Source organism: Pseudomonas sp. MWU347 (assembly GCF_017947305.1).
Classification (GTDB): Bacteria; Pseudomonadota; Gammaproteobacteria; order Pseudomonadales; family Pseudomonadaceae; genus Aquipseudomonas; species Aquipseudomonas putida_A.
In genome coordinates, this window is record NZ_JAFGZB010000009.1 from 52,980 (window position 1) to 78,278 (window position 25,299).

Sequence of the window (25,299 nt, forward strand, 5' to 3'; positions counted from 1 at the left end):
TCGGAACAGTTCGTCTATGAGTTGAATGACACACCGCTTTCGCGAGCAAGCCCGCTCCCACATTGGGAATGCATTCCAATGTGGGAATGGGTTTGTTCCCACGGAGAATGCAATCCTGGTGGGGAAATAGCTTGTTCCCAAAGGGCAATGCAGTCCAAATGTGGGAGCGGGCTTGCTCGCGAAGAGGCCCCTACAAGCGACATCAATGCCCGCCAACCACCATGTGCGTAAACGGCGCCACATACGCCTGCAATGTCACCAGCCCGCCCACCAGGATGGCCAGCACGATCGAGTGAAAGAACACGTAGCGCAGAATCTCGCCCTCATGCCCATACCAGCGGGTGGCGGTGGAGGCGACCACGATCGATTGCGCATCGACCATCTTGCCCATCACCCCGCCGGAACTGTTGGCCGCTGCCATCAGCACCGGGCTGATGCCCAGTTGTTCCGAGGTCACTCGTTGCAGTCCGCCGAACAGCACGTTCGAGGCCGTATCCGAACCGGTCAACGCGACGCCGAGCCAGCCGAGCAGGGTGCCGAACATCGGGTAGAACACCCCGGTCGCGGCAAACGCCAGCCCCATGGTGGCGTCCAGACCGGAATAACGCGTGAGGAACCCCAGCGCCAGCATCGCGGCAATGGTGATCAGCGAAAAGCGCACCACCCACAACGTGCGCAGGTATTGCTTGATCAGTTGCGGGATCGAATAGCCCATTAGCAGCCCGCCGACAATCGCCGCCAGCAGGATGCCGCTGCCGGTGGCAGTGAACCAGGTGAACTTGTAGATCGCCTCTTCGGCTTTCGGCGCCGGCACCACCGGCGGGACTTTCTGCACTTGCAGGTGCAGGGTGGTGAAGGTCAGCGCCGGCGAGAAAATCGGGTTGGCCTCATTCAGCGGTTTGCCTTGCGCATCAAGTTTCACCGAATGGGTTACCGGATCCAGCGCCGGGCGCACGTCGAAGACGTTCTTGAAGCCCTGGGTGCCCCAGGCAAACACGAACACCGTGAGGATGATCCACGGCATCCACGCACGCATCACCGCCGGGCGCGCCTGATCGCGGAATGCGGCGCTGGCGGTGACTTTTTCTTCCTCGACCCGGGAGTTGTCGACCCGCCCGGACAGGGCGGCCGAGGTGTACACCGTCGCCGGTTTCCAGACCCGCAGAAACAGGGTCAGGCAGGCCATGGAAATCAGCGCGGCGATCACGTCCACCAGCATCGGCCCGTGGTAGTTCGACACGAGGAATTGCGGCACCGCGAAGCTGACCCCGGCCACCAGAATCGCCGGCCAGATCTCCAGCATCTTGCGCCACCCGGCAAACGCCCAGATCAGCCAGAACGGCACCAGCACCGAGAAAAACGGCAGCTGTCGACCGACCATCATCGACAGCTCCATCTCATCCAGCCCGGTGACCTTGGCCAGGGTGATGATCGGCGTGCCGAGGGCGCCGAACGCCACCGGGGCGGTGTTGGCAATCAACGCCAGCCCCGAGGCGGCCAACGGCGAAAAACCGAGGCCGATCAGAATCGCCCCGGTCACCGCAACCGGCGTGCCGAACCCGGCCGCGCCTTCGAAAAACGCGCCGAAGCAGAACGCGATCAGCAGCAACTGCAAACGCCGGTCATCGGTGATCCGCGCGAGGGAGTCCTGCAGCACTTTGAATGAGCCGTTCTCGGTGGTCAGGCGATGCAGAAAGATGATGTTGAGCACGATCCAGCCGATCGGCAGCAAGCCATTGGCCGCGCCGAACAGCGCGGCAGAGCCGGCCATGCTCGCTGGCATGCCGAAGGCGAAGATCGAGATGAGCAGGGCCGACGCCAACGCCAACAGAGCGGCCAGATGCGCCTTGACGTGAAAGAACGCCAGCGCCGCGAGCATCACCACCACCGGCACCGCGGCCATCAGCGTGGAGATCAGCGGGTTGCCGAACGGGTCGTAAATTTGCTGCCAGACCATGATCCACCTCTGCTTGTTGTTATCGAGGCGCAGATCCGTTGCGTGGGAGTCGCTAAGAAGCAGTATAGGTGGCATTTCGCCGCTGCCCGGATGCTGGCGGCGGGCCGATCAACGGTCGTGGTCGGGCAGTGAATCAAAGTCCTTTTGTCCGGTCGTATCAGCGGCTGCGCGCACTGCGTCCTGAAGGCGCGGGCAGTGACAGCCGTTCCGTGGTCAAGACCTTGGTGTTAGGGAAGTTTGAATGAAGCGTGCAACAACCTTGCTGTTGACGATATCCGCCGCTGTTTTGCTGGCTGGCTGTGTGGCGGACTTTGATGATGATCATCGCCACGGACGACATTACGACCGTGATCACGGGCGCTATTACGACCATGACCGGCGTTGGGATGACCGCGACGATGGTCGTCGCGACGGGCGTCGTTACTATCGTGATCGCGACGATGACTGAGTAGTAATCAAAAGGGCGTTCCCGCAACGGGAACGCCCTCGTCGATTAAAAATGAGCGCTCGCCCGGACGCTGGAATGCGCAGGCGCGGTGGCCTCGAGATCCAGCAAATGGGTGGCGAGTACGTCGCTCAGAAAGCGGAACTGATCGTTGATGCCGACCACTTCATTGCTGAAATGATTGCTCGCGGCGGGCATCAGCACATCGTCGAAATCTTCGTTGAACAGCAGCGCCTGGGTCTTGCGCGAGACGACTTGCTGGTCGTAGTAGTTGCTGCCGAACACCGGGAAGCTCACGGAGAGGGTGATGGTGCGAATCATGATGGGTACTCCTCGTTGCGTCTCGGATGGGTGAATCGTGCCTTCGCCGGGCGGCGGGCGGAAGGCAATCGTGGCGATGGTGAATATCGACGGCGTTGATGGTTGATGCTTCCCCCTGTGGGAGCGGGCTTGCTCGCGAAGGGGCCGGCACAGCCAACATCTTCATGGCTGACCCACCGCTTTCGCGAGCAAGCCCGCTCCCACAGGGGGAACGCATTTCAAAGTGAGAGCGCCCGTCCGGCCACAAACGACAAATGGCCCAATACCCGCACCTATACTCAAATCTGTTTTCCTCCATTCAAGGACTCCACCACCGTGAACCTGCGTGCGCTGAGCCTCGCCGCACTGTGTCTGCTGGCTGGCTGTGCCTCCTCGGCGCGGGCCCCGGTGGCGCCGCGAGCAGTGGTGGTATCGGCGGCGACCTGGCAGCAGATCGATCGCGACATCGTCAGCGCCTCGCAGCAATCCACCGAGCAAGTCAAAGTATTTGCCCGTGGCTCGATGGAACATTGGCGCACTCGCGTCTATCAGCAAACTGAAGAAAATTTCATTCCGTGGTTCAGCAGCTACTGGACCCAGGAATGGCTGTCGATGAAGGTCAGTTGGTACACCATCAGTGCCGGCGGCGAGCAGGATGCGTCGGCCAAGCGCCTGGCGAGCTATCTGCTTGAGCAATATCAGGAAAGAGTGCTGGAACCGGTGGCGGTGGAGATCGATCCGGATGCGATCCTCGGGCAGGCCACGGCGTTCTACGCGCAACTGATGGCCCAGCAGATGCCGCTCATCGCCCAGCGTTACGGTGTGCCGGTGGCCCAGCTCAACGGGCGTCTGCAAAAGGTCCCGGCGATTGCCCTCGGGCCGCCGCCGGCGCGGGATGCGTCGCTCTATCAGGTCATCAGCACCGAGCCGCTGAACACCTTGCCGGCGTATGCCGCGTTGATCGACAAGATCCACACCGAAGGCGGCAGCAAGGGCATCGCTTCGACCGACGCCGGCATGGCCCCCGTGGCCAAACGCGCCAGCCAGCGGATGGAGGCGGAAATGGCTCCGCGCGGAGCGGCCAGTGCGGTGGCGGCTGCGGCGGGCAAGTTGGTCGGCGGGGTGATCTCGATCGGTGTGGCGGGCATCCGCGCGATCATCCAGGCCAACGACCGGCCCGACAGCGAAGCGCTGATTCGCAGCAGCCTGGGCAGCACGTTCGACAAGGCCTGGGCGAAATTGCTGCAGAACCCGACCACCGGGGTCATGGCCGGAACCCTGCATATCGCCGGGCAGGTCGAGGGCAGCCTTGGCGGGGGCGAACAACCGTCGGTCGGGCAGGGCGTGAATCGTGACGAATGGCAGCCGCCGCAATCGACTACCCGGCAGATTGAACCCAACGTGCAAGGAGAGTGATCATGGCTTACATCGATATTTTTGTAGCACCCGTGCCGAATGCCAATCGCGAACAGTACAAAAAACACTGTGAGATCGCCGCGAAACTGTTCAAGGAATACGGAGCGAAGGAGGTGGTTCAGTGCTGGGGCGATGACGTGCCGGACGGCAAAGTCACGTCATTCCCGATGGCGGTAAAACTCAAGGACGGCGAGACGGTGTCGTCCGGCTGGCTGATCTGGCCCGACAAAGCCACCCGCGATGCCGGCATGGCAAAGATGATGGACGACCCGCGCATGCAACCGGACGTCAACCCGATGGGGTTTGATGGGCAGCGGATGATCTTTGGGGGCTTCAAGAACCTTCTTGAATCCTGAAGACCAGCGCAAATCCATTGTGGGAGCGGGCTTGCTCGCGAAGGGGTCGGCACTGCCACTATCTTCATGGCTGACCCGCCGCTTTCGCGAGCAAGCCCGCTCCCACCCTGGAGTTGTGGTGTGCCCACGATTGTCGTCATCCTGCGAAACCCTGTGGGAGCGGGCTTGCTCGCGAAGGGGTCGGCACTGCCACTATCTTCATGGCTGACCCACCGCTTTCGCGAGCAAGCCCGCTCCCACAATGGCCTGTGGTCACTCTGGAGAGGGGGTGATTCGGCAGCTTTTGCGGTGGCGGATTTGCTCTTCCGTTGGCCGTTCGCGGACGAATTCGAAACGCGGTTCACCTTCGCTGTAATGCACCAGCCAGCCCCATTCCAGCTCGGTTTCATCCTGCCCTGGGCTGGGTGGCCGGGCCCACCACGGTTCTTTGCTGAGGATCTCGCGCATGGCGACCTCCGGTTCGATGGCAATCCTTGAACTATAGCCGGGTGTCGCCAGTCGTCAGAGAAGCCTGTGTAGAATCGGCTGATCGACGAGCGAAGGAGTTGGCCCATGACCGATGATGCGCGCAGGGATGAACCGTTCAAGCGATTGTTTTTCGCCCTCGACTGCCCACCGGCGCAGCGCAAGGCCATTGCTCAGTGGCGTGGCGAGCTGGGGTTGCGCGCCGGTAAACCGGTGCCGGCGGATAACTTTCACCTGACGCTGCTGTTTCTCGGTGCTGTGCCGCTGGCGCAGATCAATGAAGTTTGCGAGGCCGCCGGCAAGGTGCGCACGCCGGGTGAGCCATTGAAGATTGCGCTGGATCGCCTGCAGGTCTGGCATCGGGCGGGGATCCTGTCGCTGGCGCCGGAGCAGGCGCCGCCGGCCCTGTTGCGTCTGGTGTATGCGCTGGAGCAGGCGATGCTGCCGTTCGGCTTCGAAGAATCACCACGCGAGTTTCGCCCGCACCTGACCCTGGCCCGTGACTATCGAACAGAGGCGCCGGAGGCCACTACGCCGCCGGAGTTTTTCCTGCGCGCCGAGCGCTTTGCCTTGTTCGAATCGCACAAGGGTCGCTACCGGATTCTGCAGGATTGGCCACTGAATTGAGCGCAGAAAAAAAGGCGCCCGAGGGCGCCTGAAATTCACCTGAGCCGAGGGAGCCAGGTGAGGCCGTTCATTGCAGGGTGCAGCGGTGGTAAGGCGCTGCGTGAACGGGAAACCGTAAACTTTCAAGCTGACACCTATCTCCTGTGGGAGTGGGCTTGCTCACGAAGGCGTCAGGTCAGTCAATTCATCTGTGCCTGACACTGCGCTTTCGCGAGCAAGCCCGCTCCCACAGGGTTATTCGGTTATTTACCGAGCTTCACCCGGGTCCAGCCGCGGGTCATGATCCGCTGGGTGGCAATCGGCTGATCCGGCACCGCATACAGCGTCGCCATTACCGCCTGCGATGGATACGAACCCGGGTCATTGCGGATCGCTTCGTCCACCAGTGGCGTCGCCGCCGAGTTGGCGTTGCTGTAGCCGTTGCTGTTGGTGATCTCGGCGATGATGTCCGGGCGCATCAGGAAGTTCATGAACAGGTAGGCGTTCTCGACGTTCGCCGCATCGCGCGGGATCGCGACCATGTCGTAGAAACTGCCGGCGCCTTCCTTCGGAATGCTGTAGTCGATCTGCACTTTGTTGCCGGCTTCCACCGCGCGGGCCTTGGCCTGCAGCACGTCACCGGAGTAACCGACCGCCACGCAGATATTGCCGTTGGCCAGGTCCGAGATGTACTTCGAGGAATGGAAGTACGCCACGTACGGGCGGATCTTCATGAACAGCGCTTCGGCTTCGAGGATGTGCGCCTTGTCCTTGTCGTTCACCGGGTAGCCCAGGTAGTGCAGGGCGGCCGGGATCATTTCGGTCGGCGAGTCGAGGAAGCTGATGCCGCACGCCTTCAGTTTCTCGGCGTTTTCCGGTTTGAACAGCAAGTCCCAGGAGTTGGTCGGGGCCTTGGCGCCGAGCACTTCCTTGACCTTGGCCGGGTTGAAACCGATGCCGATCGAGCCCCACATGTACGGGAACGCGTGAGCGTTGTCCGGATCACTGGCGGAGGCGTTTTTCAGCAGCACCGGGTTGAGATTCTTCCAGTTCGACAGCTTGGATTTGTCGAGCGGCTGATAGACCCCGGCCTTGATCTGCTTGGCCAGGAAACTGTTGGACGGCACGACAATGTCGTAACCGGATTTGCCCGCCAGCAAACGCGCCTCGAGGGTCTCGTTGCTGTCGAACACGTCGTAGGTCACCTGGATGCCGGTCTCGTCTTCGAACTTCTTGACGGTGTCCGGCGCGATGTAATCGGACCAGTTGTAAACACGCAGCACCTTGTCGTTGGCCTGGACGCCCGTGGCGATTGCGCCCATTAAGGACAGTGTCAGCAGAGTCCTGCCAAACATTTTCATCGGTGAAACTCCATTCTTTTTATTCAAAAACACAAACCGGGTGTACGTAAAACCTGTGGCGAGGGAGCTTGCTGTGGTGAGGGGATTTATCCCCGATCGGCTGCGAAGCAGTCGCCAAACCATTGCATGCGGTGTTCCTGTTACACCGCAAGTGCTTGGCTTGGGGCCGCTTCGCGACCCATCGGGGATGAATCCCCTCGCCACAGTGTTCATCGGTGTTGCTTAGGCGGTGGCTGCGCGCTGAGGCTGCCACGCCTCATTCGCCGTCTGATCCATCGCTTCCTGAATCGCCTTCTTGCGGTTGGCTTCTGCCTTGCGGCCGAAGTACCAGACGAGGAAGGTCACCAGCGACACCGCGAGCAGAATCAGGCTGGCCACGGCGTTGATCTCAGGCTTCACGCCCAGACGCACCGCCGAGAACACTTCCATCGGCAGCGTGGTCGAACCCGGGCCGGAGACGAAGCTCGCCAGCACCAGGTCATCCAGCGACAGGGCGAACGACATCATTCCGCCCGCTGCCAGCGACGGCGCGATCATTGGAATGGTGATCAGGAAAAACACCTTGAACGGCTTGGCCCCCAGATCCATCGCAGCTTCTTCGATCGACAGATCCAGCTCACGCAAGCGGGCGGAGACTACCACCGCCACATAGGCGGCACAAAACGTGGTGTGGGCGATCCAGATCGTGACGATGCCACGTTCCTGCGGCCAGCCGATCAACTGCGCCATCGCCACGAACAGCAGCAGCAGCGACAGACCGGTGATCACCTCAGGCATCACCAACGGCGCCGTCACCAGACCGCCAAACAGCGTGCGACCCTTGAAGCGCGTCACTCGCGTCAGGACGAAGGCGGCGAGGGTGCCCAGTGCGACGGCGGCAATCGCGGTGTAGCAGGCGATTTCCAGCGAGCGCACCACCGAGCCCATCAGTTGCGTGTTGTCGAGCAGGCCGACGTACCACTTCACCGACCAGCCGCCCCACACCGTCACCAGTTTTGAGGCGTTGAACGAGTAGATCACCAGAATCAGCATCGGCAGATAGATGAACATCAAGCCGAAGATCAACATGAACTTGGAAAAACCGAAGCGTTTCATCCCCGTGCCTCCATCTCTTTGGCCTGGCTGCGGTTGAACAGCAGAATCGGCACAATCAGGATCAACAGCATCACCACCGCCAGCGCAGACGCCACCGGCCAGTCGCGGTTATTGAAGAACTCTTGCCACAGCACGCGACCGATCATCAGCGTCTCCGGGCCACCCAGCAGTTCCGGAATCACGAACTCGCCGACCACTGGAATGAACACCAGCATGCAACCGGCGATGATGCCGTTCTTGGCCAGCGGTACGGTGATTTTCCAGAAGTTGTTGAAGTTGCTCGACCCCAGATCCGACGCGGCTTCCAGCAGGCTGCCGTCGTGCTTCACCAGGTTGGCGTACAGCGGCAGCACCATGAATGGCAGATAGGCGTAGACCACGCCGATATACACCGCGGTGTTGGTGTTGAGGATCTCGATCGGGTGGTCGGTGAGCCCGGTCCACATCAGAAACGCATTGAGCAGACCGTTGTTGCTGAGGATGCCCATCCACGCATACACGCGGATCAGGATCGCGGTCCAGGTCGGCATCATGATCAACAGCAGCAGGACGTTTTGCGCTTCCTTGCTCGCCTTGGTGATTGCGTAGGCCATCGGGAAACCGATCACCAGGCACATCAGCGTGCTCAGCGCCGCGACCTTCAGCGAACCGAGGTAGGCCGACAGGTACAGCTCGTCTTCGCCGAGCATGGTGTAGTTGCCGATGTTGAGCATCAGCTGGAATTTCTGTTCGGCGTAGGTGTAGATCTCCGAGTACGGCGGGATCGACAGCGCAGCCTCCGAGAAGCTGATCTTCATCACCAGGAAGAACGGCAGCATGAAGAACAGGAACAGCCAGATGAACGGGATGCCGATGACGAACTTTCGCCCGCTGGGCACCAGGCGCAGGAATTGCTGATTGAAGGTTCTCATGAGCGCAGTACCACGCCGCTGTCGTCTTCCCACCACACGTAGACCTTGTCGTCCCAGGTCGGACGCGCGCCACGGCGTTCGGCGTTGGCCATGAACGACTGGACGATCTTGCCGCCGGGCAGTTCGACGTAGAACACCGAGTGGCCGCCGAGGTAGGCGATGTCATGCACCTTGCCTTCGGACCAGTTGTAGCGGGTCTCTGGCTTGAGCGTGCTGACGAGCATTTTTTCCGGGCGGATCGCGTAGGTGATCGACTTGTCTTGCACCGAAGTGCTGACGCCGTGGCCGACGTAGATCTTCTGCTGCAGATCCGGGCTGTGGATGATCGCGTGACCTTCAAGGTCTTCCACCACGGTGCCGTCGAAGGCGTTCACGTTGCCGATGAATTCGCAGACCATGCGGCTGACCGGTGCTTCATAGATGTCCACCGGGCTGCCGATCTGGGCGATCCAGCCCAGATGCATGATCGCGATGCGCTCGGCCATGGTCATGGCCTCTTCCTGGTCGTGGGTCACCATCACGCAGGTCACGCCGACGCGCTCGATGATCTCGACCAGTTCCAGTTGCATCTGCGAGCGCAGCTTTTTATCCAGCGCGCCCATCGGCTCGTCGAGCAGCAACAGCTTTGGACGTTTCGCCAGGGAGCGGGCAAGGGCGACGCGCTGGCGCTGACCGCCGGACAACTGATGGGGTTTGCGTTTGGCGTATTGGGTCATGTGCACCAGGCGCAGCATCTCTTCGACGCGGGCGTCGATTTCGCTGGCCGGCAAACGGTCCTGCTTGAGGCCGAAGGCGATGTTCTGCGCCACAGTCATGTGCGGGAACAGCGCGTAGGACTGGAACATCATGTTGATCGGCCGCTCGTACGGCGGCATGTCGGTGATGTCCACACCGTCGAGCAGAATCCGCCCTTCAGTTGGCCGCTCGAAACCGGCGAGCATGCGCAGCAGGGTCGATTTGCCCGAACCGGAGCCGCCGAGCAGGGCGAAAATTTCGCCCTGATGGATCTCCAGGGACACATCATCCACGGCCGTGGTTTCGTCGAACTTCTTGGTGACACGATCGACTTTCACCAGAACCTTTTTCGGTTGCTGGTGGCCTTCAAGTGCCTTCCGGTAAGTGCTGGAGGCGTTTGCCATGTGAAACTCCCAACAGGTTTCGTTCGCTCGGCCAACGTGGCCGGGCTTAAGTGGATTGCAAGCCTGTAAGCGCAATTTCAGTCATTACATATCCCCTGTAGGAGTGAGCCTGCTCGCGATGAGGCCATGTCAGTCGACATCTCTGTTGACTGGTCTATTGCTATCGCGAGCAGGCTCACTCCTACAGGGGGAATTGCGCATGCTTAACTGACCTTGCGCTGCCGAGGGCTTGTTCGGCGCCGCCTTCCTGGCTGCCTGGGTCGTACTTGTTGTTATTACGGTTTGTTGTTTTCACGGATGACGGATGCGCACACGCGCAACCGCCGACCCCGTGGGGGCAGTAAACAGTTTTGAAATCCTGGGTTGAGTCAGCGCTGGTTGCGTCGCGCTGCCCGTTGCCGGCAGGCCGCGCCGAATGCCTGGAAAATCTTCAGGTAGTTCGGGTTGTCCAGCACCTGCCATTCCGGGTGCCATTGCACGCCGAGGGCGAAGGTCGGGCTGTGCTCGACCGAGATCGCCTCGATCAGGCCATCCGGCGCCACCGCTTCGGCACGCAGGCCGGGCGCGAGGCGGTCGATGCCCTGGCTGTGAATCGAGTTGACCTGGAACTCGCCCGGCAACGCCAGCGCTTCGAACACACCGCCCGCCAGCACGCTCACGGCATGCGCCGGTGCGTACTGCACGGCCACGTCCGGGCTGTCTGCTTCACGGTGATCGAGCATGCCCGGCAGCTCATGCACTTTCTGGTGCAGGCTGCCGCCGAACGCCACGTTCATTTCCTGGAAGCCACGGCAAATGCCGAGTACCGGAACGCCCGCCGCAATGGCTGCACGCAATAAAGGAAGGGTAGTGGCGTCCCGCGCCGGATCGTGATCCGTACCGGGTTCGCTGGCCGGGCCTTGATAGTGGAAGGGCTCCACGTTCGAGGGTGAGCCGGTCAGCAACAGACCGTCGAGCTGACCGAGCAGGTCTTCGATTTCAGTCAGTTTGCCAAGGGAAGGAATGACCACTGGAAGACCCTGAGCGCCAACGCTGACAGCACGTACGTACTTGTCGCCGCTGATGTGATAGGGGTGCAGGCCAATCTGTTTGACGCACGCAGTAACGCCGATCAATGGCTTGAATGCCATTTTTATTCACCTCGAAGTTTGACACTTGAACGAGCTTTTCCGGAGCTTAGCCTCGTTGATTTTAATTAACAACTGCCATGTAAAAAATTCTAAACGCCGTTCATCCAATCTTCATGATTCCAGGCCTTGCGGCGCCTGCATTGGCACGTGAGTGTTAAAAAAAGCCCGAAAAATAAACGCTGAACGGCCAGGTGTTCGCTATTGACTTCACTTTGCCTTTCGGATTGACTGGCTCGGCGAAACAGCGGTGAACATAATAATTAACAGCTAAATAGGTGCATCATGTCGGTCCCTCTGCGTGCCGTTCAACTCAACGAAGCAAACGCATTCCTTAAGAAACATCCTGAGGTTTTGTACGTCGACCTTCTGATTGCAGACATGAACGGTGTGGTGCGCGGCAAGCGCATCGAGCGCACCAGTCTTCACAAGGTTTACGAGAAAGGCATCAACCTGCCGGCCTCGCTCTTCGCCCTCGACATCAATGGCTCCACGGTGGAAAGCACCGGCCTGGGCCTGGACATCGGCGACGCCGACCGCATCTGCTACCCGATCCCGGGCACCCTGAGCATCGAGCCGTGGCAGAAGCGCCCAACCGCACAGTTGCTGATGACCATGCACGAGATCGAGGGCGAGCCGTTCTTCGCCGATCCGCGTGAAGTGCTGGCCAACGTGGTGCGCAAGTTCGATGAACTGGGCCTGACCATCTGCGCCGCGTTCGAACTGGAGTTCTACCTGATCGACCAGGACAACGTGAACGGCCGTCCGCAGTCGCCACGTTCGCCGGTCTCCGGCAAGCGCCCGGTGTCGACTCAGGTGTATCTGATCGACGACCTCGACGAATACGTCGACTGCCTCCAGGACATTCTGGAAGGCGCGAAAGAGCAGGGCATTCCGGCTGACGCCATCGTCAAGGAAAGCGCCCCGGCGCAATTCGAAGTCAACCTGCATCACGTCTCCGACCCGATCAAGGCCTGCGACTACGCGGTGCTGCTCAAGCGTCTGGTGAAGAACATCGCCTACGACCACGAGATGGACACCACCTTCATGGCCAAGCCGTATCCGGGCCAGGCGGGCAACGGTCTGCACGTGCACATTTCGATCCTGGACAAAGAAGGCAACAACATCTTCGCCAGCGAGGATCCCGAGCAGAACGCCGCGCTGCGACACGCGATCGGCGGTGTGCTGGAGACCCTGCCTGCGCAAATGGCGTTCCTGTGCCCGAACGTCAACTCGTACCGCCGCTTCGGCGCGCAGTTCTACGTGCCGAACTCGCCGAGCTGGGGCATCGACAACCGCACTGTTGCAGTCCGTGTGCCAACCGGTTCGGCCGACGCCGTGCGCATCGAGCATCGCGTGGCCGGTGCCGACGCCAACCCGTACCTGCTGATGGCTTCGGTACTGGCCGGTATTCACCACGGCCTGACCAACCAGATCGAGCCGGGCGCGCCGGTTGAAGGCAACAGCTACGAGCAGAACGAACAGAGCCTGCCGAACAACCTGCGCGACGCACTGCGCGAGCTGGACGACAGCGAAGTCATGGCCAAGTACATCGACCCGATGTACATCGACGTGTTCGTCGCGTGCAAGGAAAGCGAGCTGGCCGAGTTCGAGAACTCGATTTCCGACCTTGAGTACAACTGGTATCTGCATACGGTGTGATGGTTTCGGCCCTCAAAAGCCAAGAGCTCCTCACCCTAACCCTCTCCCGGAGGGAGAGGGGACTGACCCGGGGATGCTTGGGAAATCCTGCGACCTGAACCTGCTTTACCGAATCCATAATCGACTCGGTCATTCAGGTCGGCGCAACTCCCGAGACAACTCGGTCGGTCCCCTCTACCTCAGGGAGAGGGCTAAGGAGAGGGCAGCTATCTCAAGCCAGACACGACACCCCCAATTCCCCCTTGTCGAGCCACAACAATGACAACCACACGCAACGACTGGGAACAACGCTTCCAGTCCCTGAGCATCGAATCCCGCGCGTTCATCAACGGTGAATATCGCCCGGCGATCAGCGGCGCCACCTTTGAATGCCTGAGCCCCGTCGACGGCCGTTTTCTCGCCTCCGTGGCCAGCACCGATGAAGCCGACGCCAACCTCGCCGTCGAAGTCGCGCGCCAATCGTTCAACTCCGGCGTGTGGGCCAACAAAGCCCCGGCCGAGCGCAAACGCATCCTGATCCGCTTCGCCGATCTGATCCTGCAACACCAGGAAGAACTGGCGCTGCTGGAAACCCTCGACATGGGTAAACCGATCAGCGACTCGATGAGCATCGACATCCCGGCGACCGCCAATGCGATCCGCTGGAGCGCCGAGGCCATCGACAAGATCTACGATGAAGTTGCCGCCACGCCGCACGATCAACTCGGTCTGGTGACCCGCGAGCCATCCGGCGTAGTCGCCGCGATCGTGCCGTGGAACTTCCCGCTGATCATGGCCAGCTGGAAATTCGCCCCGGCCCTGGCCGCGGGCAACTCGTTCATTCTCAAGCCTTCGGAAAAGTCGCCACTGACCGCGATCCGCATCGCGCAACTGGCACTGGACGCGGGCATCCCGAAAGGCGTGTTTAACGTGTTGCCGGGCTTCGGCCACACCGTCGGCAAGGCGCTGGCGCTGCACATGGACGTCGACGTGCTGGCCTTCACCGGCTCCACGGCGATTGCCAAACAACTGATGATTTATGCCGGCCAGAGCAACATGAAACGCGTCTGGCTCGAAGCCGGTGGCAAGAGCCCGAACGTGGTGTTTGCCGACGCTCCGGACTTGCGCGCGGCCGCCCAGGCTGCGGCCGGTGCGATCGCCTTCAACCAGGGCGAAGTGTGCACTGCCGGTTCGCGCCTGTTGGTCGAGCGTTCGATCCGCGAGCAATTCATCCCGCTGCTGGTGGAAGCGCTGCAAGCGTGGAAACCGGGGCACGCACTGGATCCTGCGACCACCGTCGGCGCGGTGGTTGATCAGCGTCAACTGGACAACGTGCTGCGCTACATCAGCATCGGTCGCGAGCAGGGCGCCGAGTTGATCGCCGGCGGCCAGCGCGCCCTCGAAGAAACCGGTGGCCTCTACGTGCAACCGGCGATCTTCGACGGCGTGACCAACGCCATGACCATCGCCCGCGAAGAAATCTTCGGCCCGGTGCTGTCACTGATCACCTTCGACACCGTTGAAGAAGCGCTGCAGATCGCCAACGACAGCATCTTCGGTCTCGCCGCCGGCGTCTGGACCAGCAACCTGAGCAAGGCGCACACCTTCGCCCGTGGCCTGCGCGCCGGCAGCGTCTGGGTCAATCAGTACGACGGCGGCGACATGACCGCGCCGTTCGGTGGCTTCAAACAGTCGGGCAACGGTCGCGACAAATCGCTGCACGCGTTCGACAAGTACACCGAGCTGAAAGCGACCTGGATCAAGCTCTAACTCTTTTACAACGGTGGTCGCTCCTAAGGGCGACCCTCGGAGAACAATAAAATGAAGCAACAACACGTCAACAGCTACTACGCCGCCACCCGCAACGAAGTCATCGACTTCCCGATTCTTGAAGAGTCGGTCGAGTGCGATGTCTGCATCATCGGCGCCGGCTACACCGGCCTGTCCTCGGCGCTGTTTCTGAGCGAGGCCGGTTATAAAGTCACGGTGCTGGAAGCGGCGAAAGTCGGATACGGCGCCAGCGGTCGCAACGGCGGGCAACTGGTCAACTCCTACAGCCGCGACGTCGATGTGATCGAAGAACGCTACGGCGACAAGACGGCGGAAATCCTCGGCAGCATGATCTTCGAAGGCGCCGATATCATCCGTTCGCGGATCAAGGAATACGACATCAAATGCGACTACCGCCCGGGCGGGATCTTCGCGGCGATGAACAAGAAACAACTCAACGGCCTGGCCGAGCAGAAGCGCAGCTGGGAACGTTACGGCAACAAGAACCTGAAGATGCTCGACGCTGCCGACATCCGTCGCGAAATCGGCTCTGACGCCTACGTTGGCGGCCTGCTGGATCTGCAGGGCGGCCACGTGCATCCGCTGAACCTGGCCCTCGGTGAAGCCGCGGCCATCGTGCGTCTGGGCGGCAAAATCTACGAGCAGTCGGCAGCCGTGGAGATCAAGTACGGCGAGCCGAACGTCGTGCGTACTGCCAAAGGCCAGGTGCGCGCCAAGTACCTGCTGATCGCCGGCAACGCCTATCTGCCGCAAGGTCTGGACAACCGCGTGACCGCGAAAAGCATGCCGTGCGGCTCGCAGATCGTCGTCACCGAACCGCTGACCGAGAAGCAGGCGCGCAGCCTGATCACCAACAACTATTGCGTCGAAGACTGCAACTACCTGCTGGATTACTACCGTCTCACGGCCGACAACCGTCTGCTGTACGGCGGCGGTGTTGTCTACGGCGCGCGGGAACCGGACGACATCGAACAACTGATCCGCCCGAAGATCCTCAAGACCTTCCCGCAGCTCAAGGACGTGAAAATCGACTACCGCTGGACCGGCAACTTCCTGCTGACCATGTCACGCATGCCGCAATTCGGCCGCATCGAGAAAAACGCCTACTACATGCAAGGCTACAGCGGCCACGGCGTCACTTGCTCGCACCTGGCCGGCAAACTGATTTCGGAAATGATCCGTGGCGACGCCGAACGCTTCGACGCCTTCGCCTCACTCCCGCACATGCCAATGATCGGCGGCCGCACCTTCTCCGCCCCGTTGACCGCCCTCGGCGCCGTCTACTACTCGCTGCGCGACCGCTTCGGCATCTAGTTACCTCCCCGGCGGCGGTCCCCAAGACCCCGCCGGTTTTTTTAATGCTGTAGCAATACCGCCGATGGCGGCCTGACAACCGCTACCAAGCTAAATGACACAAAACAGATCCAACTGTGGGAGCGGGCTTGCTCGCGAAGGGGCCTGTTCAGCCAACGCACATGTTGTCTGACACAGCGCTTTCGCGAGCAAGCCCGCTCCCACAGTGGCGGTATTACCAAGGCCAGAAGGACTTTTACCGCACCGTCCATCGAACCTGCTGAGCAACACCGGCAAACGTGATTTAATAGCCGCCTTTCACGGTTCCGGGACACGGGAGCAACGTGATCCGCGCCTTGCGCGGCACCCGCCACCCACCCCCATTGCCCTTAAGTACTACTCACATAAGGCTGTCATGGATACGGGTTCTCGACTCAAACTAGTACGCGAAAGCTACAAACTCTCCCAGCGCGAGCTGGCCCGGCGTAGCGGCGTGACCAATGCCACCATCTCCCTGATCGAACAGAATCGCGTCAGCCCCTCCGTCAGCTCGCTGAAAAAGCTGCTCGAAGGCATCCCGATGTCCCTGGCCGACTTCTTCACCTTCGACCAGCCCCCGCGTGAACACCAATACGTCTTCCGCGCCAACGAACAACCCGATCTGGGTCGCCACGGCCTGCGCCTGCTGCTCATCGGCGCCTCCGTCCCAAGCCGCCAGATGCGCCTGCTGCGCGAGCAGTACGCTCCGGGCGCGAGCTCCGGGGAAGAGCCGATCGTGCATGCGGAAGGTGAGGAGTGTGGGTTGGTGACCCGTGGCACGGTGGAGTTGACCGTGGATGGGCAGGTGAGCGTGTTGAGTGCGGGGGATGGGTATTATTTTCCGACGACGCTGCCGCACAAGTTCCGGAATATCGGGGCGGATGAGGCGGAGATTATTAGTGCTAATACGCCGGCGAATTTTTGATTTGTTTTACTTTGAAATTTAATTCAATTCATAGTGCTTGAGCATTTTTGCTGAAAGTGCACCGCTGAACTCCAGAGAGCCAGTGGTGCATTTTTGGAGGCGTATAAAGTGATTTTTTGTATGAGCCAATAGCCTCGAAAGCATTGTTTTTTCTCGTCCAAACTCTAGCGAAGTCTTAATACGATCTGGTAGGCCCTGATCCTAGGCTGTCTTTTGCTGACGTTATTGTCGGGGCTGCCGAGGGAGCAGGTGAAATTCTGTATTTTTCGCGACTGTTATCAAATTCTTGCTCAGTCATGAACTTTCGGCTTTTTTCATCGTAATACCAACCCTCTTTTATTTCCTCCATGCATGAAACGCTCTCACCTTTAAAATACATAGCCTCAGCCCCTTTCATGAGTCCAACTTTTATTATGCGATTGGCAGAAAACTCGTCGGACTTATTGTAGTAGGCATATAACGCACTCATGGATAATCTCCTGAACGATAAATATTGATCTTGCCGAAAACATAGGTTATCGCAATAGCCGTTTTTTCTAACCTGTCATTGCTGACAGGTTTTTGAATGAAAAATTAATAACTCACCTTTTAATCAGTTATAAAGCTTCACGTTCGCTGACTCGACGGTACCGCTAGCAAAACGGACTATTCGGTTTTGGGGCCGCTTCGCAGCCCAGCGGGAGCAAGCTCCCTCGCCACATGAAGTGTTTTCCTACGAAGTTTTCAGATATCGAAACTGCGCGAAATGACTGGGCGATAACCATTCGTCCGACACACCGCACCTTCACCACACACCTTCTTCCAATGCTGTAACTCCCCACGCAGAGGAAGAGCCACCATGCTGAACCATAAAATCGCGGTGTTTACCCTCGCGGCGTTGCTGTCTGGCAGTTCGCTGTACGCGATTGCCGCCGGCGAGACGCCGACCCCGACGGCCAACGACGGCAACAGCCAGACGCGCGACCCGGCGTCCCCTGCCACCCATGCCGAACCGGATGCCAATTCCCTGCCCAAGAGTGGTGGGGGTGGCAAGACCGACAATGGGCCGGTGCCTTCTGCCTCCAAGCCCAGCCCTGCGGGTCAACCGTCGGGTAGCAGCAGTGGGGGTAACGGCGGTGGTTAACGGATATTGCGTACTAAAAAGCCCGGTCTTTAGAGCCGGGCTTTTCTTTGCCTGTCGCAAACACAGATATCAAACGCTTACTTTGCCTTCCATTGGCCCCCACCATTCTCACAATCAATTCGCGCCTGGGCCAGATGATCCACGTCGTAGTAATACGTGGTCACTTGGGCGTTATCGGGGATGTTCAGCGCCTTGGCGTTTTTGTCTTTGCTGGTGGAGTGCGGGTTGGCCAGGGATTCCTGGGTGATCGTGGCGATACAGGTGGCCTGATAGTGGTCGGCACAGTGGTCGACCTTGGTTTTCTTACTGTTGAGCATGTCTTTGCTTTCATTGCTGCACGACCAGTCGATGGAGCTGACGGGCATGCCTTCGTATTCGTAGCAGCTGTGGGTTTCCACCGCTGGCACCGAAGCGCTGGAGGATTGGGTCTGAACGTCGCAGCCTTCGGCCATGACGCAGGTGGGGATGACGGCGAACGTGGCGATTAGAAGCAGGAAGCGAATGTTCATCGGGGTTTCCTCTTCAGGAGCGCCGGGTCTGATCGAAGCTTTTGGCGCTTTATAGTTTCGAGATGGCGTGGAGGAGGGAGGTTCCATCGGGTTTTTGATTTGCTCGTGTGGCGTACACTGCGAAACAATCGGAAACATTAAGCGCCCAAGGATTGGAACATTGCCCATGATCGAAATCGGCAGCCGCAATAACGCGCTCCCCTCGCAGCATCCCTTTCACGACATCTATCTGTTTCACATTGACCCTGCAAAGCCAGACTCGCCTTTCTGTTTCGAGCAGTCGATGTCTGGCGGGCATATGGAGCATGGCGGTGCGCGGTGGTTGGCGCTGGATGAGCTGGATGCTTGGCCGGGCGAGTGGCGTGAACACCTGAGGAAGGCTGACTGCGCGTGGGTTGCCGAGTTGATCGATGCCCATCCAAATGCCGATCAGTCCACCGTGGTCTCGCTGATTCTTCAACGTCATTCCGGGCCTGCGAAGCCAACCGGACGGCTTGAAGCGATCCGCAACTGGCTCAAACGCAACATCCACGTCGGCGGCCGATACGGCGTTTAACCCACAGAGACTCCCATGACCCAGACCCTCGAACGCGCTATCGCCATCGCCGCCACCGCCCATGCCGGGCAGGTCGACAAGGGCGGTGCGCCGTACATTCTGCATCCGCTGAAAGTCATGTTGCGCATGAGCACGCTGGAAGAAAGCATCGTCGCCGTGCTGCACGATGTGGTCGAGGATTGCGGTATCAGCCTCAATGATTTGCGTAAGGAAGGCTTCAGCGAAGAGGTGCTGACGGCGATTGAGTCGGTGACCAAAGTGCCGGGCGAATCCTACGAGGATTTCGTCGAGCGCGCGGCGCAGAACCCGATTGGCCGGGTGGTGAAACTGGCGGATCTGGAGGAGAACAGCGACCTGTCGCGCATTGCCTCGCCAAGTTGGGAGGATCTGGAACGGGTCGAAAAGTATCGGCGGGCGATCGGGCGGTTGCGCACGTAAAAACGAATCCCCCCTGTAGGAGCTGCCGAAGGCTGCGATCTTTTGATCTTGCTTCTAAAAATCAAAGTCAAAAGATCGCAGCCTTCGGCAGCTCCTACAGGGGAGTGGAATACCTCAGGGAAATAGCCAGGAAGGCGAAGAATATGAAATCGATTCTGTGTTTGTTGATCGCTGCCGCCATTGGCGCTGCATTGCAGGTCAGCGGTGTTCCTCATGGCCTCTTGCTGGGGGCGATCCTCGTCACCGCATTGGTCACCACGCGCAGCGGTTTTGCCCCCGCAACCCCGTATGGCCTGGGCTACATCCAGGTCACGCTGGGCATCGCCACCGGGCTGATGTTCGAAGCGTGGGACAGTGCGACGGCTTCGGCGATGTTGCCAAGCCTCGGCGTTCTGCTTCTATGCCTGACGGTACAGATCGCCCTCGCCGGATGGTGGCTGACCCGCGGCGCTGGCTGGAACCGTACCGATGCGCTGTTGGCGGTGTACCCCGGTGCATTGGCGGCGGTGTTCGATTTGCTGGAGTCGGAAAAGGCTTCGAGCAAAGTCATCATCGTGCACCTGATGCGCTTGCTGTTGATCACGGTGCTGGTGAGCTTTTTGATTCCCGGGCAGGCATCGGTGGCGGTGGTTGAAAGCGCTCCGTTGAGCACGGGTATGGCGTTGACCGTGCTGGCGCTGATCGGCTTGAGCATCGTCATCGGGCGACTGCTGTTGGTGATCGGCGTGCCGGCGCCGTTCATGTTGACGGCGATTCTGCTGACGGCGGTGTTTGTGAAATCGGGATGGCTGCACGGCTTTCACATGCCGGACTGGAGCCTGAATCTGGCGGCGCTGATTCTTGGCGTGCGGATCGGCTCGCGCTTTCAGGGACTCGGTCTTGCGGAATTGGGGCGGCACGGGCGGACGGCGCTGGTGTCGGTCGGCTTGATGATCGTGGTCGCGGCGGCGTTTGCCGAAGTGGCGGCGCGCTGGCTGGGCAGTGATCCGCTGTCGCTGTGGCTGGCGTACATGCCGGGGGCGATCGAGACGATTGCGATTGTCGCCTTCGCCGGTGGTCTGAATGTGGTGTTCATCCTGACTCACCACCTGGCGCGGATGGTCTTGCTGCACTTTGCGCCGGCGTTGTTGGTGCAGGTGCGGCGGGCGCGGGAGGAAGTCTGAAGCACATCCCCCTGTGGCGAGGGAGCTTGCTCCCGCTGGGTTGCGCAGCGGCCCCAAACCCCGATGCCGCGGTGTTTCAGGTGTACCGAAATCGCAGGTTTTGCGACGACTGCGTCGCCGAGCGGGAGCAAGCTCCCTCGCCACAAAGGTTCAGTGATCTTTACCGAGTGTGGGCGGCGAAGCCTTCCTCACCCGGAGCAATATCATCCTTGAGCGTCAACGCCGGAATCTCGTAATCCCCGGCATTCTGCTGCCGATACGCTATCGGCCGCGTGCTCCACAATTCATCCAGACGCGTGCCCAGTGCCTCGCAGGTCTCGGCAAACCGCGCTTGATCCATGCGGCTGGCGCGGTACACCAGGAAGGGCGGCACCACGTCGAAACCGGGGTAGAACAGCACGCCGTGCTGAATCGGAAACAGCAAATCATCAATCGGCCCGTTGATCCCGCGCGGGCTGTAGTGAGAATCCCAGCCTCCGGTGGTGACCAGCAGCATCGCGCGTTTGCCTTTCATCTTGCCTTCGCCGTAGCGCTCGCCCCAGCGCGCATCGGAGTGTTCGCCGACACCGTAGGCAAATCCGTAGGCATACACGCGCTCGACCCAGCCTTTGAGGATCGCCGGCATGGTGAACCACCACAGCGGGAATTGCAGGATCAGCGCGTCGGCCCACAACAGTTTTTCCTGCTCGCGGGCGATGTCGGCGGACTGCCGGCCCTGTTGGTAAGCCAGTTTCGAATCGATCGAAGCGTGGAATGGTCGGCTTTCATCGCGACCAGGGGCGTCATCGGCGTCGATCGTGGTCTTCCAGTTCATCGCATACAGGTCGGAGACCTGCACGGTGTGGCCGGCGGCTTGCAGACGCCGGACGGTGAAGTCCCTGAGCGAGCCGTTGAGCGAAGTAGGTTCGGGGTGGGCGTAGACCAGTAGCACATTCATGTGGCAACTCCTTGGTTGAATGCAGGCAGGATCAATCCTTGATCGGTATATTGGAAATGAATGTCTGATATGTCAGGTATAGCCATGAATAATTTACGACGTCTGGATATCAACTTGCTGTTGACCCTAGACGTGTTGTTGGCAGAACACAATGTAACCCGCGCCGCAGAGCGGTTGAGTCTGTCGCAGCCGTCGGTGAGCGTGCATCTGGCCAAGCTGCGCGAAATCTTCGGCGATCCGCTGTTGCTGCCCGGGCCACGGGGCATGCGGCCGACGGCGCGGGCCGATGAATTGCGCGAGCCGTTGCGCGAGGCGCTGGAAGCACTGGAGCGCGCGGTGGCGCCGGCCAGCGCGTTCGATCCGGCGCAGGCCAGGCATGTCTGGAAAGTCGCGGCGACGGATTACGGCGAATCGACAGTGGTGCTGCCAGCGCTCAGCGGTTTGCGCCTTCAGGCTCCGGGCACGCGGTTGGCAGTGCTCGATCTGATGCCGGCGCAGTTGGCCAGGCAAGCGGAGCAGGGCGTGTTTGACCTGGCGCTGCACATCACCGAAGAGGCGCCGCTGGATCTGCATCAACGGGTGCTGTTCACCGAGCATTACGTGTTGGCCGGGCGTGTCGGGCATCCGGGGTTGAAGCGTAAGCCGACTCGCGAACAGTTCTGTGCGCTGGAACACGTGATGGTGTCGCGCGAGGGCGGGGGCTTTTTCGGGGTGACCGACAAGGCGCTGGCCGAGGTCGGCCTGGCGCGCAAAGTGGTGCTGTCGGTGCCGCATTTTCTGATGGTGATGTCGGTGCTGGCGAGTACCGATCTGGTGGCGATGCTGCCGTCACGCTTGGTTCGCGACAACCCGGCGTTGCAGGTAGTCGATGCGCCGTTGCCGGTGCCGGGCTACGAAATGGCGATGTTCTGGGGCGAGCGCGCGCATCGCGATCCGGCACACAAATGGTTGCGTGAGCATCTGGCGGCGTCGGTGTGACGGATCAGGCGTGGCCCAGCGCAATCGCAAAAGACACCACGATCATGCACGCAAACGCAAAATTGAGATTCATCAGCTGTTCATCCTGAGCCTTTTTAAAGTGAGGCCATTCTGAACAGGCTGAATGCAAAGAAAAAATTCGGCATGTTGATTCCAATGATCGAAACAATTGATACCCGCCGGTTTGTGTTTGCCCAAAGCTTTCGCTAGTCTCGGCAAAACCTGCAACTACAAGCATAAACAGGCAAAACCATGCACGATCATTCGGTCACCGAACTGCCATCCCTGCGCCGGCAGAAAATCCTCCTGATCCTCGAACGCGACGGCAAGGTCATGGCCTCCGAGTTGAGCCAGCACTTCGCTGTGTCTGAAGACACCATCCGCCGCGACTTGGCCGAACTGGACCACGCCGGACTGGTGCAGCGCGTGCATGGCGGGGCGTTGCCGAGGCCCAAGGACAGCGGCAAGGATTACTTCACCCGGCTGGAAGAGACCGATGAGGTAAAAGTGCGGCTGGCGCAGTTGGCGGCGCAAAAGGTCGAGGACGGGCAGATTGTGCTGTTCGATTCCGGTTCGACCGCGTTGCAGGTGGCGCGCTCGTTGCGCGCGGATATCCAGATCACTGCGGTGACCGCCGCGCCGATGACGGCGATTGCCTTGTCGGAATACGAGGGCGTGAAAGTGATTCTGGCGGGTGGGCAACTGAACCCCCGCACGATGTCGGCCAGTGGGCACGAGGCGGTGCGCATGCTGGCCGGGATCAAGGCGGATCTGGCGTTTACCGGCGTCTGTGCGATTCACCCGGAGGTGGGCATCACCTCGCTGCATTTTGATGAAGTGCCGGTGAAGCAGGCGCTGCTCGACAGCGCGGCGCGGGTGATTGCGGTGACCACGGCGGACAAGCTCGGCGCGGTGGAGCCGTTTGTGGTGGCGTCGTGCACGCGCCTGCATACGCTGATAACCGAGCGGCATGTGGCGTCGGGCAGTGTCGAGGATTATCGGCGATTGGGGATTGTGGTGGAGCAGTTGCCTGATTGAGATTTGTAGTGAGGCTGCTGGCGCCTTCGCGAGCAAGCCCGCTCCCACATTTGGAATGCATTTCAATGGGGGGGGCAGTTGCCGGACTGAGATTTGTATAGTGAGGCGGCTGGAGCCTTCGCGAGCAAGCCCGCTCCCACATTTGGAATGCATTTCAATGGGGGGGCAGTTGCCTGATTGAGATTTGTAGTGAGGCTGCTGGCGCCTTCGCGAGCAAGCCCGCTCCCACATTTGGAATGCATTTCAATGGTGGAGCAGTTGCCGGAGTGAGATTTGTAGTGAGGCTGCTGGCCTCTTCGCGAGCAGCCTCGCTCTCACATTTGGAACGCGTTTCCCTTGTAGGAGTGAGCCTGCTCGCGATGGGGCCGGTGCGGTCAACGCAACTTTTCAAGCATCTGGTAATACCACATCCCCGCCGCCAGCAGCGGATTGCCCAGCAAATCCCCCATCGGCACCCGAATATGCTGGCACTGCGCAAAGGTGTCGAACTGTTCCATCTGCCCGGTGATCGCGCGGCTCATGATTTCGCCCATGATGTGGGTGGTGGCGATGCCGTGTCCGGAATAACCCTGGCAATACCAGACGTTGTCCGAGAGCTTGCCCAGTTGCGGGATGCGGTTGATCACGATGCCCATCGCGCAGCTCCACTGGTAGTCGATCTGCACCCCTTTGAGCGCCGGGAAGGTCTGCTCGATGCACGGGCGCAGCTCGGCGGCGATGTCCCGTGAATCCTTGCCACTGTAATTGGCGCCGCCGCCGAACAGCAGGCGCCCGTCGGCCGTGAGCCGGTAGTAGTCGAGGACGAAACGGCAGTCGTACACCGCCAGGTCTTCGGGGTTGATCTGCCGCGCCAGATCGCCCAGCGGCGCGGTGGTGACGATGCCACCCATGGCCGGGAAAATCTTGCCCTTGAGCTGGCCCGGTTCGAGCTTGTGATAGACGTCGCCGGCGAGCATCACTTGATTGGCGTCGATCTGGCCGTGGGCGGTGCGCACGCCTGGCGTCTTGCCGTGAATGATCTCCAGCACCTCACTGTTCTCGAAGATCAAGGCACCAAGACTTTCCGCCGCCCGCGCTTCGCCAATGCACAGGTTGAGCGGGTGCAGATGCATATTGCGGGTGTTCTTGATTGCGCCGTGGTAGAGGTCGCTTTGCAGCAGGTCGCGCACTTGGCTGCGGTCGAGCAGACTGACTTCATCACCCAGGCCGCGGCGCACGGCTTCCTCGTAATCCTGGCGCAAACCGTCCATGTGACTTGGCTTGTAGGCGGCGTGCAGATGGCCGTGTTTGAGGTCGCACTGGATGCCGTACTTCTCGACCCGCTGCCGGATGATTTGATGACCGCGCCAGCGCAGATGCCAGATGAAATCGTCGACTTCATCACCGAGTTTCGGGCGCATCTGTTTGCGCATTGCACCGTCGCCGGAGAGGCTGCCGGTGACTTGTCCGCCATTGCGTCCGGTGGCGCCCCAGCCGATCTTGTGGCTCTCGACGATGGCGACTTTCAGGCCTTTTTCGGCGAGTTCGACGGCGGTGGCGACGCCAGTGAAACCGCCGCCGATGATCACCACATCGACCTGATGCCGGCCCTGCAGGGTCGGGTAGTCGGTGTCCTGGTTGAGGGTGGCGGTGTAGTAGGAATTGCAGCGTTGGGTCATGTCGGTGTCCACACAAAATTCGGGAGTCAGGG

Annotated in this window: 26 protein-coding genes; 14 read left to right on the plus strand and 12 right to left on the minus strand. The window is 60.3% G+C overall.

The window, feature by feature from the left end; all coding sequences use genetic code 11:
- Window positions 1-202: 202 nt before the first annotated feature.
- Window positions 203-1,957 (minus strand): L-lactate permease, encoded by a 1,755-nt coding sequence (locus KCG87_RS19460; protein ID WP_210558686.1) that lies wholly within the window; start codon window positions 1,955-1,957, stop codon window positions 203-205.
- Between the two features lie 241 nt (window positions 1,958-2,198).
- On the opposite strand from KCG87_RS19460, the gene KCG87_RS19465 reads away from it, so the two are divergent.
- Window positions 2,199-2,405: a hypothetical protein gene (locus KCG87_RS19465; protein ID WP_096796473.1), complete on the plus strand. Its 207-nt coding sequence runs from the start codon at window positions 2,199-2,201 to the stop codon at window positions 2,403-2,405.
- Between the two features lie 45 nt (window positions 2,406-2,450).
- Here KCG87_RS19465 and KCG87_RS19470 read toward each other — a convergent pair whose 3' ends face one another.
- A complete protein-coding gene (locus KCG87_RS19470) occupies window positions 2,451-2,723 on the minus strand; it encodes a hypothetical protein (RefSeq protein WP_210558687.1) in 273 nt (90 codons plus the stop codon).
- A 315-nt stretch (window positions 2,724-3,038) separates the two neighbouring features.
- Between KCG87_RS19470 and KCG87_RS19475 the strand changes: the two genes are divergently transcribed.
- Together KCG87_RS19475 and KCG87_RS19480 are read left to right on the plus strand one after the other, a co-directional pair.
- Window positions 3,039-4,118 (plus strand): hypothetical protein, encoded by a 1,080-nt coding sequence (locus KCG87_RS19475; RefSeq protein WP_210558688.1) that lies wholly within the window; start codon window positions 3,039-3,041, stop codon window positions 4,116-4,118.
- Window positions 4,119-4,120: 2 nt separating this feature from the next.
- Entirely contained in the window at window positions 4,121-4,474 is a 354-nt protein-coding gene (locus tag KCG87_RS19480) for a DUF1428 domain-containing protein (RefSeq protein ID WP_134786733.1), read from the plus strand.
- A gap of 252 nt (window positions 4,475-4,726) precedes the next feature.
- Here KCG87_RS19480 and KCG87_RS19485 read toward each other — a convergent pair whose 3' ends face one another.
- Window positions 4,727-4,921: a hypothetical protein gene (locus KCG87_RS19485; RefSeq protein ID WP_210558689.1), complete on the minus strand. Its 195-nt coding sequence runs from the start codon at window positions 4,919-4,921 to the stop codon at window positions 4,727-4,729.
- A gap of 105 nt (window positions 4,922-5,026) precedes the next feature.
- On the opposite strand from KCG87_RS19485, the gene thpR reads away from it, so the two are divergent.
- A complete protein-coding gene (gene thpR, locus KCG87_RS19490) occupies window positions 5,027-5,566 on the plus strand; it encodes an RNA 2',3'-cyclic phosphodiesterase (protein ID WP_210558690.1) in 540 nt (179 codons plus the stop codon).
- A gap of 242 nt (window positions 5,567-5,808) precedes the next feature.
- Here the strand turns inward: thpR and KCG87_RS19495 are convergent, their stop codons facing one another.
- From KCG87_RS19495 to KCG87_RS19515, 5 genes are all read right to left on the minus strand, one after another.
- Window positions 5,809-6,906, minus strand: a complete 1,098-nt coding sequence (locus KCG87_RS19495; protein WP_210558691.1) for a polyamine ABC transporter substrate-binding protein — start codon at window positions 6,904-6,906, stop codon at window positions 5,809-5,811.
- Between the two features lie 222 nt (window positions 6,907-7,128).
- Window positions 7,129-8,001 carry an ABC transporter permease subunit gene (locus KCG87_RS19500; RefSeq protein WP_103367711.1) on the minus strand — a complete coding sequence of 291 codons (873 nt, stop codon included), beginning with the start codon at window positions 7,999-8,001 and terminating at the stop codon, window positions 7,129-7,131.
- The gene (locus tag KCG87_RS19505) at window positions 7,998-8,879 is read right to left on the minus strand and encodes an ABC transporter permease subunit (RefSeq protein WP_171061872.1); all 882 of its coding nucleotides are present in this window, start codon (window positions 8,877-8,879) and stop codon (window positions 7,998-8,000) included. The genes KCG87_RS19500 and KCG87_RS19505 overlap by 4 nt, the downstream gene beginning before the upstream one ends.
- Before the next feature lie 29 nt (window positions 8,880-8,908).
- Window positions 8,909-10,051, minus strand: a complete 1,143-nt coding sequence (gene potA, locus KCG87_RS19510) for a polyamine ABC transporter ATP-binding protein (protein ID WP_041073459.1) — start codon at window positions 10,049-10,051, stop codon at window positions 8,909-8,911.
- A gap of 368 nt (window positions 10,052-10,419) precedes the next feature.
- The gene (locus KCG87_RS19515) at window positions 10,420-11,181 is read right to left on the minus strand and encodes a gamma-glutamyl-gamma-aminobutyrate hydrolase family protein (RefSeq protein WP_097088867.1); all 762 of its coding nucleotides are present in this window, start codon (window positions 11,179-11,181) and stop codon (window positions 10,420-10,422) included.
- A gap of 282 nt (window positions 11,182-11,463) precedes the next feature.
- Here KCG87_RS19515 and KCG87_RS19520 point away from each other — a divergent pair, with 282 nt between their 5' ends.
- The 4 genes from KCG87_RS19520 (at window position 11,464) to KCG87_RS19535 (ending at window position 16,867) form a co-directional block, all read left to right on the plus strand.
- On the plus strand, window positions 11,464-12,840 hold the full coding sequence (locus tag KCG87_RS19520) for a glutamine synthetase family protein (protein ID WP_027611689.1): 1,377 nt from the start codon (window positions 11,464-11,466) through the stop codon (window positions 12,838-12,840).
- Window positions 12,841-13,098: 258 nt separating this feature from the next.
- Entirely contained in the window at window positions 13,099-14,589 is a 1,491-nt protein-coding gene (locus KCG87_RS19525) for an aldehyde dehydrogenase (protein WP_134786730.1), read from the plus strand.
- Between the two features lie 51 nt (window positions 14,590-14,640).
- The gene (locus KCG87_RS19530) at window positions 14,641-15,924 is read left to right on the plus strand and encodes an FAD-binding oxidoreductase (protein WP_134786729.1); all 1,284 of its coding nucleotides are present in this window, start codon (window positions 14,641-14,643) and stop codon (window positions 15,922-15,924) included.
- 394 nt (window positions 15,925-16,318) lie between these two features.
- On the plus strand, window positions 16,319-16,867 hold the full coding sequence (locus KCG87_RS19535) for a cupin domain-containing protein (protein ID WP_011333561.1): 549 nt from the start codon (window positions 16,319-16,321) through the stop codon (window positions 16,865-16,867).
- Window positions 16,868-17,042: 175 nt separating this feature from the next.
- Here the strand turns inward: KCG87_RS19535 and KCG87_RS19540 are convergent, their stop codons facing one another.
- A complete protein-coding gene (locus tag KCG87_RS19540) occupies window positions 17,043-17,336 on the minus strand; it encodes a hypothetical protein (protein ID WP_210558692.1) in 294 nt (97 codons plus the stop codon).
- Window positions 17,337-17,705: 369 nt separating this feature from the next.
- Between KCG87_RS19540 and KCG87_RS19545 the strand changes: the two genes are divergently transcribed.
- Window positions 17,706-17,990, plus strand: a complete 285-nt coding sequence (locus KCG87_RS19545) for a hypothetical protein (RefSeq protein ID WP_210558693.1) — start codon at window positions 17,706-17,708, stop codon at window positions 17,988-17,990.
- Window positions 17,991-18,067: 77 nt separating this feature from the next.
- Here KCG87_RS19545 and KCG87_RS19550 read toward each other — a convergent pair whose 3' ends face one another.
- Window positions 18,068-18,499, minus strand: coding sequence for a hypothetical protein (locus KCG87_RS19550; RefSeq protein WP_098964471.1), 432 nt, complete (start codon window positions 18,497-18,499; stop codon window positions 18,068-18,070).
- A 166-nt stretch (window positions 18,500-18,665) separates the two neighbouring features.
- On the opposite strand from KCG87_RS19550, the gene KCG87_RS19555 reads away from it, so the two are divergent.
- The 3 genes from KCG87_RS19555 to KCG87_RS19565 all read left to right on the plus strand — a co-directional run bounded on the left by KCG87_RS19555 (window position 18,666) and on the right by KCG87_RS19565 (window position 20,656).
- Window positions 18,666-19,055: a hypothetical protein gene (locus KCG87_RS19555; protein WP_098964469.1), complete on the plus strand. Its 390-nt coding sequence runs from the start codon at window positions 18,666-18,668 to the stop codon at window positions 19,053-19,055.
- Between the two features lie 15 nt (window positions 19,056-19,070).
- Window positions 19,071-19,493: an HD domain-containing protein gene (locus tag KCG87_RS19560; RefSeq protein ID WP_134786725.1), complete on the plus strand. Its 423-nt coding sequence runs from the start codon at window positions 19,071-19,073 to the stop codon at window positions 19,491-19,493.
- 143 nt (window positions 19,494-19,636) lie between these two features.
- Window positions 19,637-20,656: an AbrB family transcriptional regulator gene (locus tag KCG87_RS19565; protein WP_210558694.1), complete on the plus strand. Its 1,020-nt coding sequence runs from the start codon at window positions 19,637-19,639 to the stop codon at window positions 20,654-20,656.
- A gap of 160 nt (window positions 20,657-20,816) precedes the next feature.
- On the opposite strand, the gene KCG87_RS19570 is transcribed toward KCG87_RS19565, so the two are convergent.
- The gene (locus KCG87_RS19570) at window positions 20,817-21,593 is read right to left on the minus strand and encodes an NAD(P)H-dependent oxidoreductase (RefSeq protein WP_210558695.1); all 777 of its coding nucleotides are present in this window, start codon (window positions 21,591-21,593) and stop codon (window positions 20,817-20,819) included.
- A gap of 84 nt (window positions 21,594-21,677) precedes the next feature.
- Here KCG87_RS19570 and KCG87_RS19575 point away from each other — a divergent pair, with 84 nt between their 5' ends.
- Both KCG87_RS19575 and KCG87_RS19580 read left to right on the plus strand, forming a co-directional pair.
- Entirely contained in the window at window positions 21,678-22,571 is an 894-nt protein-coding gene (locus tag KCG87_RS19575; protein ID WP_177416196.1) for a LysR family transcriptional regulator, read from the plus strand.
- Window positions 22,572-22,823: 252 nt separating this feature from the next.
- A complete protein-coding gene (locus KCG87_RS19580; protein WP_210558696.1) occupies window positions 22,824-23,609 on the plus strand; it encodes a DeoR/GlpR family DNA-binding transcription regulator in 786 nt (261 codons plus the stop codon).
- 374 nt (window positions 23,610-23,983) lie between these two features.
- On the opposite strand, the gene KCG87_RS19585 is transcribed toward KCG87_RS19580, so the two are convergent.
- The gene (locus KCG87_RS19585) at window positions 23,984-25,267 is read right to left on the minus strand and encodes an FAD-binding oxidoreductase (RefSeq protein ID WP_210558697.1); all 1,284 of its coding nucleotides are present in this window, start codon (window positions 25,265-25,267) and stop codon (window positions 23,984-23,986) included.
- Window positions 25,268-25,299: the final 32 nt, after the last annotated feature.

Bases quoted from the DNA above. Each gene is read 5' to 3' on its own strand.
- KCG87_RS19460 (WP_210558686.1), bottom strand. From the start codon at position 1,957: ATGGTCTGGCAGCAAATTTACGACCCGTTCGGCAACCCGCTGATCTCC.
- KCG87_RS19465 (WP_096796473.1), top strand. From the start codon at position 2,199: ATGAAGCGTGCAACAACCTTGCTGTTGACGATATCCGCCGCTGTTTTG.
- KCG87_RS19470 (WP_210558687.1), bottom strand. From the start codon at position 2,723: ATGATTCGCACCATCACCCTCTCCGTGAGCTTCCCGGTGTTCGGCAGC.
- KCG87_RS19480 (WP_134786733.1), top strand. From the start codon at position 4,121: ATGGCTTACATCGATATTTTTGTAGCACCCGTGCCGAATGCCAATCGC.
- KCG87_RS19485 (WP_210558689.1), bottom strand. From the start codon at position 4,921: ATGCGCGAGATCCTCAGCAAAGAACCGTGGTGGGCCCGGCCACCCAGC.
- thpR (WP_210558690.1), top strand. From the start codon at position 5,027: ATGACCGATGATGCGCGCAGGGATGAACCGTTCAAGCGATTGTTTTTC.
- KCG87_RS19495 (WP_210558691.1), bottom strand. From the start codon at position 6,906: ATGAAAATGTTTGGCAGGACTCTGCTGACACTGTCCTTAATGGGCGCA.
- KCG87_RS19500 (WP_103367711.1), bottom strand. From the start codon at position 8,001: ATGAAACGCTTCGGTTTTTCCAAGTTCATGTTGATCTTCGGCTTGATG.
- potA (WP_041073459.1), bottom strand. From the start codon at position 10,051: ATGGCAAACGCCTCCAGCACTTACCGGAAGGCACTTGAAGGCCACCAG.
- KCG87_RS19515 (WP_097088867.1), bottom strand. From the start codon at position 11,181: ATGGCATTCAAGCCATTGATCGGCGTTACTGCGTGCGTCAAACAGATT.
- KCG87_RS19520 (WP_027611689.1), top strand. From the start codon at position 11,464: ATGTCGGTCCCTCTGCGTGCCGTTCAACTCAACGAAGCAAACGCATTC.
- KCG87_RS19525 (WP_134786730.1), top strand. From the start codon at position 13,099: ATGACAACCACACGCAACGACTGGGAACAACGCTTCCAGTCCCTGAGC.
- KCG87_RS19530 (WP_134786729.1), top strand. From the start codon at position 14,641: ATGAAGCAACAACACGTCAACAGCTACTACGCCGCCACCCGCAACGAA.
- KCG87_RS19535 (WP_011333561.1), top strand. From the start codon at position 16,319: ATGGATACGGGTTCTCGACTCAAACTAGTACGCGAAAGCTACAAACTC.
- KCG87_RS19540 (WP_210558692.1), bottom strand. From the start codon at position 17,336: ATGAGTGCGTTATATGCCTACTACAATAAGTCCGACGAGTTTTCTGCC.
- KCG87_RS19545 (WP_210558693.1), top strand. From the start codon at position 17,706: ATGCTGAACCATAAAATCGCGGTGTTTACCCTCGCGGCGTTGCTGTCT.
- KCG87_RS19550 (WP_098964471.1), bottom strand. From the start codon at position 18,499: ATGAACATTCGCTTCCTGCTTCTAATCGCCACGTTCGCCGTCATCCCC.
- KCG87_RS19555 (WP_098964469.1), top strand. From the start codon at position 18,666: ATGATCGAAATCGGCAGCCGCAATAACGCGCTCCCCTCGCAGCATCCC.
- KCG87_RS19560 (WP_134786725.1), top strand. From the start codon at position 19,071: ATGACCCAGACCCTCGAACGCGCTATCGCCATCGCCGCCACCGCCCAT.
- KCG87_RS19565 (WP_210558694.1), top strand. From the start codon at position 19,637: ATGAAATCGATTCTGTGTTTGTTGATCGCTGCCGCCATTGGCGCTGCA.
- KCG87_RS19570 (WP_210558695.1), bottom strand. From the start codon at position 21,593: ATGAATGTGCTACTGGTCTACGCCCACCCCGAACCTACTTCGCTCAAC.
- KCG87_RS19575 (WP_177416196.1), top strand. From the start codon at position 21,678: ATGAATAATTTACGACGTCTGGATATCAACTTGCTGTTGACCCTAGAC.
- KCG87_RS19580 (WP_210558696.1), top strand. From the start codon at position 22,824: ATGCACGATCATTCGGTCACCGAACTGCCATCCCTGCGCCGGCAGAAA.
- KCG87_RS19585 (WP_210558697.1), bottom strand. From the start codon at position 25,267: ATGACCCAACGCTGCAATTCCTACTACACCGCCACCCTCAACCAGGAC.